Genomic DNA, 14946 nt, shown 5'->3' with positions numbered 1-14946 from the left:
CACCGAGTGCAACCCGGCTGACTCTCGGTGGGTTGCGCTCGGCGGCCTGCTGGATGCTGTTTGGGCAAGAGAAAGCCGAGCTGGTGCGCGGCACGCACCGATCGCTGCTCCCCGCTATGGCTGGGCGTTAAAGCAGCTTAGGCGCGCAGTGTTCGCACAAAGTTGTGAAGATCGGCGGCGTACAGCTCTGGCTCTTCCCATGCCATGAAATGCCCCCCGCGCGGAAAGTCGGTGAAGTGCACCAGATTGACCTGGCGCGCGGCCCACTCGCGTGGCAGCGGCGGATCGTAGGGGCAGTGGGCCACGGCAGCTGGCACGGCGGCGCTCGCCTTGATCGATCCCCCGTGAGCGATATGAGCGTTGGCATAATAGGCCCGGGCTGCGGTGTGAAAGGTCTGCGTCACCCAGTAGATCATCACATTGGTCAGCACCTCATCGGCGGGAAAGCGGGTCTTAAACTCGGCCTTGCCCTTCACCCCTCCGCTGGCGTAGCTGACCAGCCAGGCGGCCAGACCGATCGGCGAGTCGTTCAGCCCGAAGGCCAAGGTCTGCGGCTTGGTGGCCATGATCATGTTTACGCCGATCCCCTCTTCCATAAACCACTTCTGCACCCACTGGGCCATCTCGATCTCGGCGGGCGAGAGCGTTGAGAAATCTGTCGACTGATCGGGGTAGCCCACATCGGTCAGGTGGATGCCGATCAGCAGTTGGGGGTGTCTGCGCGCGAGCGCCTGGGTGATAATCGCCCCATGGTCGCCGCCCGCCGAGATAAAGCGCTCGTACCCCAGCACCTCGGTCATAAGTTGGGCAAACAGATCGGCGTTCGCCTCGGCATCCATCGTGACGCGGTCGGAGAAGCCGGTGCCAGGGATGGATGGCACGATCACATCAAATGATGCGCTTGGGTCGCCGCCATAGTTTGCAGGGTTGGCCAGCCGATCGATGACCTTGTGGTAGCGGTAGAACGAGTCGGGGAAGCCATGGAGCAGCAGCAGTGGCGTGGGGTTGGGGCCGCTGCCGCGCTGATGGATGAAGTGGATGCCCACACCCCCTACCTCGGCTCGAAACTGAGGCAGGCGGTTAAGCCCGGCCTCGTGCTGTCGCCAGTCGTAGCCCTGCTGCCAGTGGCGGGCTAGCTCCTGCAGGTATGCGCGGTCGATGCCGTATGTCCAGCCATCCTCCTCGGCAGCTTCAATCCAGCGGGTGCGGGCCAGCCGCTCGTGGAGATCGGTCAGGTCGGCCTCGGAAATGCTGATCATAAACGGTTGAACGGTCATATCATCTCTCCTTGTGCTGCGCTGCTATTGTTCGCCTTCGAGATCCTGCTCTGTACCAAAATGGTTGGCAAGCGCGCTAGCCTGGGCGTGGACCAGCGCGCGCAATCCTTCGGGCTCGATAATGGTGCTGCCAAGTCCAACCCGCAGCACTTGCCCGGCTGCCGCTTCCAGATCGGGCGCGGTGAAACTGACCACCAGCGCACCATCTGGCTGCTCCTCTATGCTTTCCCAGTACACGCGGTTGTCGAGCACTACCGCTGCCGCCGCTGCCCCGAAGCGTAGCCGCACCCGGACGGTGGCCTGGAAGAAGGGATTGCTGGCCAAGTAGGCCGCAAGGTCAAAGTGGGTCGGTTCAGGGAAGGTCTGATCCAAGCGTTTGAGCGCCACAATGCGATCGAGCCGGAAGGTACGGGGTTCCTGGCGCGCGTGGCAGTAGCCGATGCAGTACTGCCAGCCCCATCGCGACACCAGCTTGTAGGGGTCGACATCGCGCTGCTCGGCTTCGGGCTGGCTGCGCGTCCGGTAGTGTATGCAGATACGCTGCCGCTCACGAATGGCATCGCGCAGCTGCCCCAGGTAGGACACGGCGAGATTAGGGTCGAGCCAGTTGGTGCCGATCGAGAGCACGTTCTGGCGCGCCCATGCGACCTCGTGGCGCTGGTCGTCGGGCAGCACGTTCTCGATCTTGGCCAGCGCACCGCGCGCCCCCTCCTGGTACAGGCGTCCCCAGATCTCCTCCAGCAGGCTGGTTCCGAGCGACACCGCCACCGCCTCCTCGGGCGTGAAGATCAGCGGCGGCATCTTGTAGCCACGCACGAGCGCGTAGCCGCCATGGGGGCCGCGCTCGGCGTACACGGGGATGCCGATCTCCTCCAGCATCGCGATGTAGCGCTGCACGGTCCGCACCGACACCGCAAGTTCCTGGGCAAGCTGTGCGGCGGTTTGATTTGGCTGGCGCTGAAGTAGCATGATCAGGGTTATCAACCGAGTCGCCGTATTCGCCATTGTGCGCTCCCTCAGCCTTCTTGTCCTTCTGGGATAAGCGTATCCTAGCAGAGGAATACGACAGAACCTGTCGTGATTTCTGTTCTATGCAAGCGATCAGCTGAAGCGCCGCCGCTGGGTGCTGTTCTCAACTTTCTTTTGTAGCGCACGCGTTGGCTGAGTGCCTATCGGGCTAGGCTCGATAGGCGGTTGGCCGGGCGCTATCTTTTGCGGTGTGGGTTGGCAAGGGAGGAGTGGGCAGCGCGGCTGGGGGTGCGCCGCGCCGCCGCTGTCGAGCTAGAGGGTGGCGGCCCAGCTGCGCAGCTGCTGCTCGATGGCATCGCGCACGATGCGGAAGGCGGCCAATGTTTCCTCGGCGCTGCCCTCCACCGCCGCCGGGTCGGGGAAGCTCCAGTGGATGCGCCGCGCCGGGCCGGGGAAGAGCGGGCAGGCTTCGGCGGCGTTGTCGCACACGGTGATGACATAATCAAATGGCTGCTGCAAGAACTCGCTCAGATGCTTCGAGCGGTAGCCGCCGATGTCGATGCCGCGCTCGGCCATCGCGATGATCGCCGTGGGGTTGACCACCGAGGGCTTGCTGCCCGCGCTAAACACATCCATGCGGTCGCCTGCAATCTCGCGCAGCAATGCCTCGGCCATCTGCGAGCGCGCCGAGTTGCCGGTGCAGAGGATAAGAACCTGGATGCTCATACTATTTCTCCTGGTGCGCTCAAAAGCCGAGCGCGTGAACAAGTGCATAGCTAGCGGTCACTTTAAGCATAGGGTGTTTTTGGCGAGCGTGTCAACCTATAAATGGGTGATGTTTATTTTTTAGGGGAGAAGGGAAGTATGGTTTTGTTGGCAAATAGGATAGAGGAGAAAAAAGCTTACTTTCTTTTTCTTTGTGACAGTATTGTTTGAGCGGACATTTTCTTTTTAAACAAAACACTGGTGCGGATCGAGGAGTGCACAGTGCGGATCGAGGAGTGCGCAGTGCGGATCGAGGAGTGCACGGTGCGGATCGAGGAGTGCACGGCGCGAATCGAGGAGTGCACGGTGCGGATCGAAGAATGCGTGGTGCGGATCGAGGAATGCGCGGCGCGGATCGAGGAGTGCGTGGTGCGGATCGAAGAATGCGTGGTGCGGATCGAGGAATGCGCGGCGCGGATCGAGGAATGCGCGGTGCGGATCGAGGAGCGCACTAGATGATACGAATATTGCATCATTGGAAAAATATCATGGGTCAGCAAGAAACTATCTTGATACAACGGCTCTTCAGAGCGGTACATAGGTATTTTCTGCTAAGGATATTTCTTGTCACATGATATTTGTTAGCCGTAGTATTTTAGGTATAAAGCCTAGCACTATGAGTCATATTATTTGCCAAAATGCAATACATCTGTATACACTCTTTGCACGCATGTAGGTTAAGATGTTTGTGGATGGATGTTGATGATAACACATTTTATTCAACAACAAGGAGAGTGAAATGGCAAAAACATCACGCAAACAGATCAGCGCTGAACAGCTTGAGGAAGATCGTGCGGTGATTATCGCGCTGAAACAGCTGCCTGGCTATGCTCCAGCCCAGGGTACGCCCACCGTGGATGATCTGATTGCAAAAAACCAGCAGGTGGAGGCCAATCAAGAAGATCTCAGTAGTTCACAGCAGGCGGTGGTGGTAGCTCGTAGCAAGCTGCAGATATCGATCTCTGATCTTCATGAAGATGTGATGCGCTCGAAGGCCCAGGTGATCGCCCAGTATGGCCGTGACTCCGACGAGGTGCGCTCGCTAGGCCTGAAGCGCTTGTCCGACCGCAAGCGCCCGGTGCGCACCAAGGGCGGCAAGCCCTAGGTTCAACACCCGCCCGCCAGTGGCCCGCGTTTCCCGCCGAAGCTGTCGCAGCCCCGCTCCGCCCCGCGACATATTGCCCCACATGTGTACGGCTGTGGCCGCGCCTGCGCCACACCCCCGCCCCACCGGCTTTTGCCCCGCCAAACAGCGCAACAGGATAGGATGGCTTTGCGCACTTCCCCTGCGACAGTTTCTGGCAGCACGCGCTACGTAGCTCTATCGTACCCTTGCACGCAGGCCCTGCCCAAAAAATAGTGGGGCCTGCGTTCTTGTCTGCACACGGTCAGAGGAAAAGGCGATAGCGTGCCGAAAACAGCGTAGCGTGGCCCGTGCTTCGCTAGGCGCGAGCGCCCCGCACAAGGAGCCGCGCGGCCCCGAGAAAAGCCTATAGCCATGGCCGAAAGCACGTGCTATACTCTGTTATTATTTTATTATGCGATGCGCCCCCGATATGCCGCAGCATTGAGGAAAGAAATAGGTTCGATGACGAATGTACTTCTTGCCGCCCACCCCACCGTGGGCCATACCCAGGCGCTGCGCGCGATTGGACGGCACTTGGTGGCCGATGGCCACAGCGTCGCTCTGGCGACGGTCAGCAGCCCCCTGCCAGGGGCGTCGCTCTGGCCTGCGCCGGTGCAGGTCTCGATCGGCCTTGCCCAGCAGCTCGCGCAGGATGGCATCCAGCTGGCCCCGCTTGATTTTTCGCCGCGCATGCTCTGGTACGCGCTGCAGCTGCAGCGGCGGTACGGCATGGGCGAGCTTTCGACGCTGATGCAGCTCTACACGGCTGGCATCGAGCGCCACGCGATGAACATCGCCATCCACGCAGTCCATCTGAGCGTCGATATTGTGGTGGGCGACTACCTGATGCCCGCCGCCATGATCGGCTCGCAGATCGCGCATGTGCCCTACGTGGCGCTCTACCACGCGGCCCTGCCCTTCCCGCAGTCCGACGAATCGCCGCTGAGCTATATGCTGGCGGGGCTGCCCCGCGAGAGCGCGGCGTGGCGGCGGCAGGCCCAGCGGCTCCAGGAGATGAGCGACCACTTCGACCGCACGGTGCGCTCGGCCTCGCGGAATGTGGGCATGCGCATGGAGGGCGGCGGGCTGCTGCTGCACCCGATCTCGGACACGCTGAATATCTACACCACCGCGCCCGAGATCGAGCCGGGCATGGCCGAGATGCGCGGGCCGGTGCAGATGGTGGGGCCGTGCTTCCCCGACCCCGCGCAGGCCGACTACGCCCACCCAGCGCTGAACTTGCCGCAGCTGGGCCTGCCAAAGGTCTATGCGGCGCTCGGCTCGCTGGCGCAGCATGCGCCGCAGGCCGCAGCCCAGATCATGCAGGCGCTGGCCCAGCTGGAAGTGCAGGCGGTGGTGAGCGCGGGCGGCAGCAGCGCCGCGCTGCAGCGCTGGCAGAGCGACCGCGTGGCGATCTTCCCGCATGTGCCGCAGGCCGCGCTGATGCAGCAGGTGGATGCGGTGATCTGCACGGGCGGCAACAGCACGGTGCAGGAGACGCTGGCGGCAGGGCGGCCTATGATGGTCATCCCCAGCTCGGGCGCACAGGTGGTCAACGGCCAGCGGGTTGAGCAGCTGGGCGTGGGCGTGGCCTGCGAGCTGCCCGGGCTGTCCGTGGAGCGGGTGGGGCAGGCTATGCGCAGCGTGCTTTCCGCCGAGCAGGCGGCGCAGGCCCGCGCGCTGCGCGCCAGGCTGGCCCGCTACGGCGGCCCGCGCGCCGCCGCCGATGCGATCGTTGCCGCTTCGCAGCCCTGGGCCAATGCGGTTGGCTCGTTCGCACCCTAGCAGAATCTGGCCCAGGACATAGCGCCGCCGCCCGAGGGTTTCTCCTTGGGCGGCGGCGCTGTGTTTGTCGGAAGATCTTTTACCACCAAGACACCAAGACACCAAGGGAGCACAAGCGATTGTTGCCGTGGGGGCACGAAGATGCAAAGTGCAAGGGGCGGGACGTGCAGTTCAGCGCTGCCCATGGCCCTTCTTGATCGGCGGGGCTGCCATCCCCGAAGATGCGCATGCGCAGGGCCGACGAGGTAGCGCACCAAGCATTGCCCGCCAGCTAGAGGACGGGCAGGTCGATCTCGACCTGGTAGTGCTGCGAGCGCTCGTCGAAGCGGGCCAGCACCGCGCGAGCCTTGGGCGGCACCACTGCGCTATCGTACTGCTCGCCCGCGAAGGCGCGCACCGCGTCGAGCGAGTCGAACCACATGATCGTGATGAACTCGGTTTCCTCCCCCAGCTCACGGCGCAGCAGCTGGATGCCACGGTAGCCAGGGATAGCGCGGCTGTGGATGCCGGGGAAGATCTCCTCGCGAAGCAGGGACTCGTAGGCGTCGGCATTGGCGGGCGTGGTCCAGCCGTGCCACAGTCGGCTGATCATTGGGGCGCTCCTTGGCGGTGTTCTGGTGTGGTGCTGGGGTGCTGAGCTGATTCTTCTCTCTATTGTAGCAGCGCTGGGGCGCGCGGGCCATCGTCCGCAGGGCCGAGCTAGGCCGCGGCCTGCTGCCGCTGCTCGCCCATGGCCCAGCGCGCGCCCGCCGCGCCGATAATGAGCGTGACTACCCACGGCACTAGGAAGAACACCCACAGCTCCGCCGCCTCCTGGGTGGCGTGGTTGAAGCGCAGCGCTGTGGACAGCTGCGCACCGAGGAAGAACGACGGGTAGGCGGCTAGCCAGGCCACCGCTGCCAGCAGCAGCGTGCGCAGCGTGCGTGGGCGGCGCTGCTGGAGGATGGCCAGCAGGCCCACCAGCAGCGCGACATTCACCCCTAGTGCCGCCGGAGCGATGCCCAGAATGATGACCTTCTCGATGTCGGTGTCGCCAGTGCTCAAAGTCTGTGCGATCAAGAAGGCCAGAAAACTAAGCGTCACGGTGGCATCGATGCCAATAGTCCAGATCCACGAGCGATGCATAGTCAAACCTCACATGCCCACGCTGGGAATGAACTCCCCCAGCGTGGGCACAAGCATAGATGGCTACTGAGCGACATTTGCCCAGTAGAGCGGCGCAGGAATGATGTCGATCTGGGCGGGGTCGATCTGCTGCGCCTTGGCGAGATCGTCGGAAGCGATGGCCGAGGTGATGTCGATGCCAAGAATCTGCACATCTTGGCTAATGCTTGAGAACGATGCCGCATCAACGCTGGCATTGATGGCGACAATGCCGCGTAAGGTAAGAGACGTATGCTGATTCGCCTCAATGCCTTGGGTGAGGCTCTTTAGCGCGCTCTCGGGGAAGATCTCGTCGCCCTTGGGCGCTCCAAACAGGGTGATGATCTCGCCCTGGGTGCTCTGGGCGATCATCGTATAGCCGGTGATCTGGGCGGCGTGCCTGCTGGCGAAGGCGCGGAGCTGCTCGGGTGCGAGCGGGGTGTCGGGGATGACGACCGCAGTGATCTGCTCATGGGCTTGGAACAGCCGCTCGGCCTCGCCGCGCTGCTCGTGGAGCGCCTGCTCTAGCTCAGGTCGCCCCTGGAGCGTGCTCTCCACGCTGACGGTGATGCGCGGCGAGGTTCGCCCGGTGGCGTAGACCGCCTGGAAGGCGCGATATTCCCACCCGCTGAACTTTTTGGCCAACACAGGCTTATCGTGCGGCATCCTGGTGTTGGAGGCGAGAATATAGGAGGTGCTGCCGAAACCAAAGAGGAGGGCGAGTGCGGCAACGGCGACGGTAAGGAGTAATCGTTTAAACATCGTTTTTTCCTTCGTAGTGTCGATACGCTGAGCCAAGCCTCAATCGTTTTACCAGGGGCATGTTCCTGGCCGATCTGCTAGTGAAAGAACGCAGTATTTCTGATGATAGTTCTCCTGACCATCCCAGTAGGTATCTACATTAAACTGACCATCGTGTTTCTGAGTCGTTTTCAGGTCGCGTGTGTGATGCTAGTGTACCGCCTGAAGTTCACAGGAATATCACAGCTATGTAACATCTAGGTAAACAAGTTCGGCTAATAAAATGATAGGGTTTACTGGTCGAGCGAGTATGCAATAGATAGCTTACCTAAAGAAGAATCTCGTGGGATGATATCCATCGGAGGGATGGAATCATCTCACGAGATGATCTGGGAGAAGTTTTCAGGGGTAGTGCGCGGCTGAATAGTTCTGTTTGGTGTCGCTACACGTGGCGCTCGATTGTTAGCAGGTCGTCGATCTCGCGCATCTGCTGGGCGGTGAGCGGGGCTGCGTGGAGCGCGGCGGCGTTCTCGGCGGCCTGGGCCATGTTCTTGAAGCCTGGGATGGGGATGGCCAGCGGGCTGCGCGCCCAGAGCCAGGCCAGCGCGCCCTGCACGAGCGTGCGCCCATCCGCTGTGAGGATCTCGCGCACCGCCGCCAGCCGCGCCAGCAGCTCGGGGCGGGGCCTGCCATCCGCGAAGTAGGCCACCCAGCTGTGCCCGCTGCCGCGCACATCATCGCTGGGCAGCCGCGTGCCCGCGCTGAACTTGCCGCTGAGCAGGCCCATGGCCAGCGGGCTGTTGTTGATGCTGGCTAGGCCATGCTCGGCGCAGGCCGCGAAGACCTCGGACGCATCCAGCAGCAGGTTGGCCGGGTGCTGCACCGCCGCACCGCTCGACTGGGCGGCGAAGGCGCGCACCTGCGCGGCATCCCAGGTGCTCAGGCCGTAGGCGCGGATCTTCCCCTCTTCGCGCAGCTGGTCGAGGGTCTGCCAGATCGGGCCAGACTGCTCGGGCGGCACATCGCCGACGTGCAGCTGGTAGAGGTCGATGTAGTCGGTCTGCAGGCGGCGCAGCGAGGCCTCGCAGGCGCGGCGGATGTAGGCGGGCGAGGTGTCGGTGCCGCCCACCTCTTTGCGCTGCTCGTCGTAGACGAAGCCGAACTTGGTTGCGACGACCACATGCTCGCGCCTGCCGCGCAGGGCCTGGCCCAGCACGCGCTCGCTGTGGCCGGTGCCATAGGCATCCGCCGTGTCGAAGAAGCTGACGCCCAGCTCGATGGCCTGGTGGATGGCGTTGAGCGACTCGGCGTCGTCGATCTGGCCCCAGCCGTCGGCCTTGCCATCCAGCGTGAACGGCCCACCGATGGCCCAGCAGCCCAGCCCAAGCGCGCTCACCTCGATGCCGCTGCGCCCCAGTGTTCGTTTGATCATGGTCTTCTTCTTTCTTGCTTGCCGCTGCCAGGGCGGCGGTCTTGCACTGTTTTCTGCTTCGGCAGATCGTCCATGTCCTGCATCACATCGGTCGGGAGTCGGCCTGCCTACCAGGGCAGCGGGCTGTCTCTGATCTCCTGCTCCCACAGCGCGTCGATGGCCTGCACCACCTCGGCGGGAAGCCGCCCGCTGGCCGCCGCGATGTTGTCTAGAGCCTGCTCGGCGGTCTTCGCGCCGGGGATGACGGTCGCGACCTCGGGGCGGGCCAGGCAGTACTGCAGCGCGGCGTGCCCCAGCCGGGTGCCCGGCGGCACCAGGGCGGCCAGCCGCTCCACCAACGCCGTGCGCCGCGCCAGCACCTCGGGCGACCAGCGGGCGCGCACGTCGTCGAAGCGGTGCGCGCCACGGTAGCGCCCCGAGAGCCAGCCCGAGTCGAGCGGCACCTTGACGATCAGGCCGATGCCGCGCGCCTGGGCCTCGGGGAAGGCCGCCCTGGTGTCCTGGCTGAAGGCGTTGAACAGCACCTCGGCGGCGCGGCCCTTGGTGGTGCGGGCCATGGTCTCCAGCTCGGCGCTCCAGTCCAGCGAGATGCCGTACTCGCGGATGCGGCCCTCGGCCCGCAGGCGCTCCAGCTCCTCGTAGATCTGCGGGTGTCGCTCGCCGTTCATCAGCGGCGCGGGCGGGTTGTGCAGCAGCAGGATGTCCACGTAGTCGGTCTGGAGGCGGCGCAGGCTGCCTTCGAGCACAGGGCGGATGTGCTGGGCATCGAAGTCGGTGGAGCCATCCGCGCCGTGGTGGCTGAACTTGGTGCAGATCACCACATCGCCGCGCACCGGGCGCAGCGCGCGCCCCAGCAGCTCCTCGCTGCGCCCGCCGCCGTAGCCCGGCGCGGTGTCGAAGAAGGTGCAGCCCGCCTCAAGCGAGGCCGCCACCACCCGCAGCGCATCGTCGGCGCTGTGCAGCCGCCAGTCGGGGTTGGCCAGCTGCCACGCGCCCAGCCCGATCTCGCTCACCTGGATGCCGGTATTGCCAAAAGCTCGCTGTCGCATATCTCGCTCCTTGTGCGGTAGAGGCAAATCTGCTTGAGTGGCCTGATTGTAGCGACAGATTGGATCTATGGATAGTGCCAATACATAGGAGTTTTGATAGGGCCATTTAGCCTAAAGAGGGGATTGGCATGGTGAAATATCCCTGCTATACTGCCATATCGAAGGAGGGAGCACGCCATGCGCATACCAATCGACCACGACAGCGAGCAGCCGCTGTACCAGCAGATCGAGGGCTACCTGCGGCAGGGCATCGGCGCGGGCAGCATCGCGGCGGGCACACAGCTGCCCGCCACGCGGCTGCTGGCCCAGGGGCTGGGCGTCAGCCGGATCACGGTGGAGAGCGCCTACGCCGCGCTGGAGGCCGACGGCCTGATCGAGCGGCGGATGGGCAGTGGCACCTATGTGCTGGCCCCCGCCGCCGCGCCGCGCCACCCCGCCCGCGCCGAATGGCCGCTCTGGCAGGCCGCATTTGCGGAGCTGCCTCCGGCCGCTGCCGCCGCGCCGCGCGCCCACCCCAGCCCCATCCGCTTCATGGGCTTTGGCGACCCGCGCCGCTTCCCCGCCGAGCCGTTCGCCCGCGTGCTGCGCGATGTGCTGCGCGAGGATGGCAGCGCCGCGCTGGTGCTGGAAGACCCGCAGGGCTACGCCCCGCTGCGCGCCACCGTGGCCCAGGTGCTCTCCAGCCAGGGCATCCAGGCCCAGCCCGAGCAGGTGCTGATCACCACGGGGTCGCAGCAGGCGCTGGCGCTGGCGGTGCAGCTGCTGCTGCGGCCCGGCGACACCGTGCTGGTGGAGCAGCCCAGCTATGATGGCGCGCTCGACCTGTTCCGCGCGCACCGCATCGCCATGGTGGGCTGCCCGATCGATGAGCACGGCATGCGCACCGAGCTGCTGGAGCCGCTGCTGCAGCAGCATCACCCGCGGATGATCTACAGCATCCCCAACTTCCAGAACCCCTCGGGGGCGTGCCTGAGCCTGGCGCGCCGCCGCGAGCTGATCGCGCTGGCCGACCGCTACAACATCCCGATCCTAGAGGACGACTTCGTGGGCGACCTGCGCTATGAGGGCCGCACGCTGCCCGCGCTCAAGGCGCTGGACCCCGGCGGGCGCGTGATCTACGCGGGCACCTTCTCGAAGCTGCTGATGCCGGGGCTGCGGGTGGGCTTTCTGGTGGCCGAGGGGCCGGTGTTTGGTGCGCTGGCCCGGCTTAAGCGCGTGGGCGATCTGGCCACCTCGGGGCTGATCCAGCGGGCGCTGGACCGCTATGTGACGGTGGGCAGCTACCACGCCCACATCCGCCGCTCGTGCCAGGTCTACCGGCGCAGGCGCGACGCGCTGCTGCAGGCCGTGGGCCGGGCGCTGCCGGGCGCTCGGGCGAGCGTGCCGCACGGCGGGCTATTTGTCTGGGTTCAGCTGCCGCAAGATGTGACTGCCAGCGCGCTGCTGCCGCTGGCAGTCGAGCATGGGGTGGAGTTCGCAGCGGGGCCGCGCTTCTTCCCCAGCCCCGCCGACGGCGAGCCGTTCATGCGCCTGAACTTCGCCACGCAGGGGCTGGAGGAGATCGACGAGGGCATGCGGCGGCTGGGCGCGGCGGCGGCGCAGCTGCGCGGTGGCGCTAGGCCTCGCTGAACCAGTCCGCCGCGCTCTGCTGGCTGGCCCAGTCTGCCGCCACCTCGGTGAAGCGGCTGGCCGCTGGCGAGACCGGCGTTTTGGCGCGGGCGGCCAGGCCGATCAGCAGCGGCTGGGGCGGGTCGAGCCGCAGCAGGGCCAGCCCATCCAGCTTGCTGGGCAGCATGTGGCGCGGCGCGATGGTGATGCCCAGGCCCTCGCGCACCATGGCGAAGATGGTGGCGCTGTCATTGGCCTGATAGCGGATGTTGGGCCGCTGGCCGCCAAACGAGAACCCGGCCTGGGCCAGCACGTGCAGCGCACAGTTGGTCTTCTCTAGGATGAACCCCTCGTCGAGCAGCTCCTCGTGCCTGACGGCGGCGCGGCTGCGCAGGGCGTGGTCGGCGGGCACCAGCACGATCAGCTCGTCGGTGGCGATCTGGGTGCTGATGGTGCCGCGCGCTGGCAGCAGCACCAGCCCGAGGTCGACCACGCTCTGCTGGATCCACTCGCCCACATCCTGCAGCGCGCCCTCGAAGAGCACCACCTCGATCTCGGGGTAGCGCTGCTGGAACGTGGCCAGCAGGCTGCCCAGCACGCGCGGCGGGATGAAGGCCTGGATGCTAGCCAGCCGCAGCCTGCCTGCCACGCGGCCCTGCGCGGCCCTGGCCTCCTGCTCCACCGCCTCGGCGTGGGCCAGCATCGCCCGCACGTGCGGCATGATCCGCTCGCCTGCGGCGGTGAGCGCGGCCACCCCCTTGCGGCTACGTTCCACTAGCGTCACGCCTAGCTCGCTTTCAAGCGCGGCCAGCCCATGGCTCACCGCCGACTGTGTGAGGTGCACGCGCTCGGCGGCCTCGGTGAAGCTGCCGGTGTCGGCCAGCGCGGCCAGGCCCTGGAGCTGCGAGAAGTTCATATGCGTGCTCCTCATAAGCTGATGAGAAAGATGATTTGTGATCATTATAGCCGCCCGCTACACTGCGCACAACAGCTATTTTGCAGGAGGGCGATGCGATGTCGATACCAGATGTGCCAGCATATGCGGGCGAGCGAGAGCATACGGAAGGGCCGCGCGGTCGGCGGGTGGGGCTGTGGCATGTGCTGGCGCTAGGCAGCCTCACTGCGGTGGGGCCAATCTCCACCGACATGTACGTGCCCGCGCTGCCGGATCTGGCGCGGGATCTGCAGTCGAGCATGGCGATGGCGCAGGCCACGCTCACCGTGGGGATCGTCGGGCTGGCGCTTGGGCAGCTGGTGGTGGGGCCGCTGAGCGACGCGCGGGGCCGCCGCATGCCGCTGATCGTCGGGGGCGCGATCTTCGCCGTGGTGTCGCTGCTGTGCGCCGTGGTGCCCTCGATCGAGCTGCTGCTGGCCATGCGGCTGCTGCAGGGGCTGGCGGGCGCGGCGGGCATGGTGGTGGCGCTGGCGATGGCCCGCGACCTCTACGCTGGCGCGGCCCTGGCGCGCTGCATCGGCATGCTGATGGCGGTCAACTCGCTCGCGCCGATCGTCGCGCCGGTGCTGGGCGGCCAGCTGCTGCGGGTGGTCTCGTGGCGCGGCGTGTTTGTGGCCATTGGTGCGGCGGGCCTGCTGCTGCTGGCGCTGGCCTGCACCCTGGGCGAGACCATGCCGCCCGAGCGGCGGCAGCGCGGCGGGTACCGCGCGATCGGGCGCACGCTGCGCATGCTGGCGGCGGATCGGCGGTTTGTGGCCTGCGTGCTGGTATCGAGCTTCGCCTTCGCGGCGGGCATCATCATTATCTCCGCCTCGCCCTTTGTGCTGCAGAGCGTCTACGGCCTCTCGGCGCAGCAGTTCAGCGTGGCGCTGGGCGTGAACGCGCTCGGCCTCGCGGCCATGGCGCAGACCAGCGGTCGGCTGGCGGGGCGGGTGCCGCCGCAGCGGCTGCTGCTGTGGGGGGCACTGGGCATCTTCGCCGGGGCGTGCTGGCTGCTGGTCAGCGTGCTGAGCGGCATCGGCCTGCTCGGCGTGCTCTCGGCGCTCTTCGTGATCACTGGCAGCCTTGGCCTGGTGGCCCCCAACGCGCTGGCGCTGGCGCTGGCCGATGTCGACCCGGAGACCGCCGGGCTAGCCAGCGCGGTGCTGGGCATGCTCCAGCTGTCGGTAGGCGCGCTGGCGGCCCCGCTGGTGGGCCTGGCCAGCGGAGCCAGCCCGCTGCCGATGGCGCTGGCCATCGCGCTGTGCGGGGCCGCGACGCTGGTGGTGGCGCTGCGGGCTGCGGCTGGGGCTCGCTCGCCCGGCGCGGTCTGAGCGCAGGCCTGCGACATGCGCGGACCGGCGATCTGCATTGGCAGATCGCCGGTCTTTTGGAACAATGTGTATTCCGATGGCAGGATGCTAGGCCTGGGCGCGCGCGGTCTTCAGCGCGCTGGCCCACCACGACACGTCGTCCAGCAGGCCGTCGGCGCTCTGCTTCAGGTAGGTCAGCTCCTCGATCGGCTTGCCCTCGCGCCACACCGCGAAGAAATCGCTGCCCTGGATGTGGACCGCCGCCCGCGTGGGCACCATCTGCAGCTCCACGTTGATCAGGCGCAGCTGCTCGATGGCGCGGGCCGCACCGACGCTGCCGTAGCCCACATAGCCTGCGGGCTTGCGCACCCACTCGGGGTAGGCGTAGTCCAGCGCGTTCTTGAGCGCGGCGGTGATGCTGTGGTTGTACTCGGCCACCACAAAGATGTAGCCGTCGAAGCTGGCGATCTTCTGCTGCCAGCGCTGCGCGACCTCGTTGGTGGAGGGCGCCCAGGCGTTGGAGGCGACCTCGTCGAAGAAGGGCATGGGGTAGTCGCGCAGGTCGACGATCTCGGTCTCGATATCGCTGCGCTGGTCGGCGATGGCCTTGATCCACTGGGCGGGCTTCTCGCCAAAGCGGGCCTCGCGCGTGCTGCTGATGATAATTGCGATCTTGGGGGCTGCCATCATCTATCTCGCTTTCGTCTGCAATTTCCTCTCACGCGCTCACTATACGGCACGGGCGTGAACAGGTGCGTGAACACCAGCATCAACAGCGGGAATCTTATCCTCGTTGATCGACAG

General features: G+C 65.5%; 15 protein-coding genes. 5 read left to right on the top strand and 10 right to left on the bottom strand.

Annotated elements, in window-relative coordinates; genetic code table 11:
- Positions 1-137 precede the first annotated feature (137 nt).
- From F8S13_02200 to F8S13_02190, 3 genes are all read right to left on the bottom strand, one after another.
- Positions 138-1277 (bottom strand): epoxide hydrolase, encoded by a 1140-nt coding sequence (locus F8S13_02200; protein ID KAB8145912.1) that lies wholly within the window; start codon positions 1275-1277, stop codon positions 138-140.
- 24 nt (positions 1278-1301) lie between these two features.
- A complete protein-coding gene (locus F8S13_02195) occupies positions 1302-2282 on the bottom strand; it encodes a YafY family transcriptional regulator (protein KAB8145911.1) in 981 nt (326 codons plus the stop codon).
- A 276-nt stretch (positions 2283-2558) separates the two neighbouring features.
- Positions 2559-2972, bottom strand: coding sequence for an arsenate reductase ArsC (locus tag F8S13_02190; GenBank protein ID KAB8145910.1), 414 nt, complete (start codon positions 2970-2972; stop codon positions 2559-2561).
- A gap of 261 nt (positions 2973-3233) precedes the next feature.
- On the opposite strand from F8S13_02190, the gene F8S13_02185 reads away from it, so the two are divergent.
- The 3 genes from F8S13_02185 (at position 3234) to F8S13_02175 (ending at position 5922) form a co-directional block, all read left to right on the top strand.
- A complete protein-coding gene (locus F8S13_02185; protein ID KAB8145909.1) occupies positions 3234-3470 on the top strand; it encodes a hypothetical protein in 237 nt (78 codons plus the stop codon).
- Between the two features lie 280 nt (positions 3471-3750).
- Positions 3751-4116 carry a hypothetical protein gene (locus tag F8S13_02180; GenBank protein ID KAB8145908.1) on the top strand — a complete coding sequence of 122 codons (366 nt, stop codon included), beginning with the start codon at positions 3751-3753 and terminating at the stop codon, positions 4114-4116.
- Positions 4117-4509: 393 nt separating this feature from the next.
- Positions 4510-5922 carry a glycosyltransferase family 1 protein gene (locus tag F8S13_02175; protein ID KAB8145907.1) on the top strand — a complete coding sequence of 471 codons (1413 nt, stop codon included), beginning with the start codon at positions 4510-4512 and terminating at the stop codon, positions 5920-5922.
- Positions 5923-6193: 271 nt separating this feature from the next.
- Here the strand turns inward: F8S13_02175 and F8S13_02170 are convergent, their stop codons facing one another.
- The 5 genes from F8S13_02170 to F8S13_02150 all read right to left on the bottom strand — a co-directional run bounded on the left by F8S13_02170 (position 6194) and on the right by F8S13_02150 (position 10287).
- Entirely contained in the window at positions 6194-6514 is a 321-nt protein-coding gene (locus F8S13_02170) for an antibiotic biosynthesis monooxygenase (GenBank protein KAB8145906.1), read from the bottom strand.
- A 107-nt stretch (positions 6515-6621) separates the two neighbouring features.
- Positions 6622-7047: a hypothetical protein gene (locus F8S13_02165; GenBank protein KAB8145905.1), complete on the bottom strand. Its 426-nt coding sequence runs from the start codon at positions 7045-7047 to the stop codon at positions 6622-6624.
- Between the two features lie 63 nt (positions 7048-7110).
- The gene (locus F8S13_02160; protein KAB8145904.1) at positions 7111-7863 is read right to left on the bottom strand and encodes a hypothetical protein; all 753 of its coding nucleotides are present in this window, start codon (positions 7861-7863) and stop codon (positions 7111-7113) included.
- A 385-nt stretch (positions 7864-8248) separates the two neighbouring features.
- Positions 8249-9238, bottom strand: coding sequence for an aldo/keto reductase (locus F8S13_02155; protein KAB8145903.1), 990 nt, complete (start codon positions 9236-9238; stop codon positions 8249-8251).
- A gap of 107 nt (positions 9239-9345) precedes the next feature.
- On the bottom strand, positions 9346-10287 hold the full coding sequence (locus F8S13_02150; protein KAB8145902.1) for an aldo/keto reductase: 942 nt from the start codon (positions 10285-10287) through the stop codon (positions 9346-9348).
- 177 nt (positions 10288-10464) lie between these two features.
- On the opposite strand from F8S13_02150, the gene F8S13_02145 reads away from it, so the two are divergent.
- Complete coding sequence (locus tag F8S13_02145) at positions 10465-11916, top strand: PLP-dependent aminotransferase family protein (GenBank protein KAB8145901.1); 1452 nt, start codon at positions 10465-10467, stop codon at positions 11914-11916.
- Here F8S13_02145 and F8S13_02140 read toward each other — a convergent pair.
- On the bottom strand, positions 11903-12856 hold the full coding sequence (locus tag F8S13_02140; protein KAB8145900.1) for a LysR family transcriptional regulator: 954 nt from the start codon (positions 12854-12856) through the stop codon (positions 11903-11905). The genes F8S13_02145 and F8S13_02140 overlap by 14 nt on opposite strands.
- Positions 12857-12909: 53 nt before the next feature.
- On the opposite strand from F8S13_02140, the gene F8S13_02135 reads away from it, so the two are divergent.
- A complete protein-coding gene (locus F8S13_02135; protein ID KAB8145899.1) occupies positions 12910-14163 on the top strand; it encodes a multidrug effflux MFS transporter in 1254 nt (417 codons plus the stop codon).
- Positions 14164-14250: 87 nt separating this feature from the next.
- Here F8S13_02135 and F8S13_02130 read toward each other — a convergent pair whose 3' ends face one another.
- A complete protein-coding gene (locus tag F8S13_02130) occupies positions 14251-14829 on the bottom strand; it encodes an NAD(P)H-dependent oxidoreductase (protein KAB8146088.1) in 579 nt (192 codons plus the stop codon).
- Positions 14830-14946: the final 117 nt, after the last annotated feature.

This window comes from Chloroflexia bacterium SDU3-3 (assembly GCA_009268125.1).
Taxonomy (GTDB): Bacteria; Chloroflexota; Chloroflexia; order Chloroflexales; family Roseiflexaceae; genus SDU3-3.
This window is presented reverse-complemented; position numbering and strand designations above follow the sequence as displayed.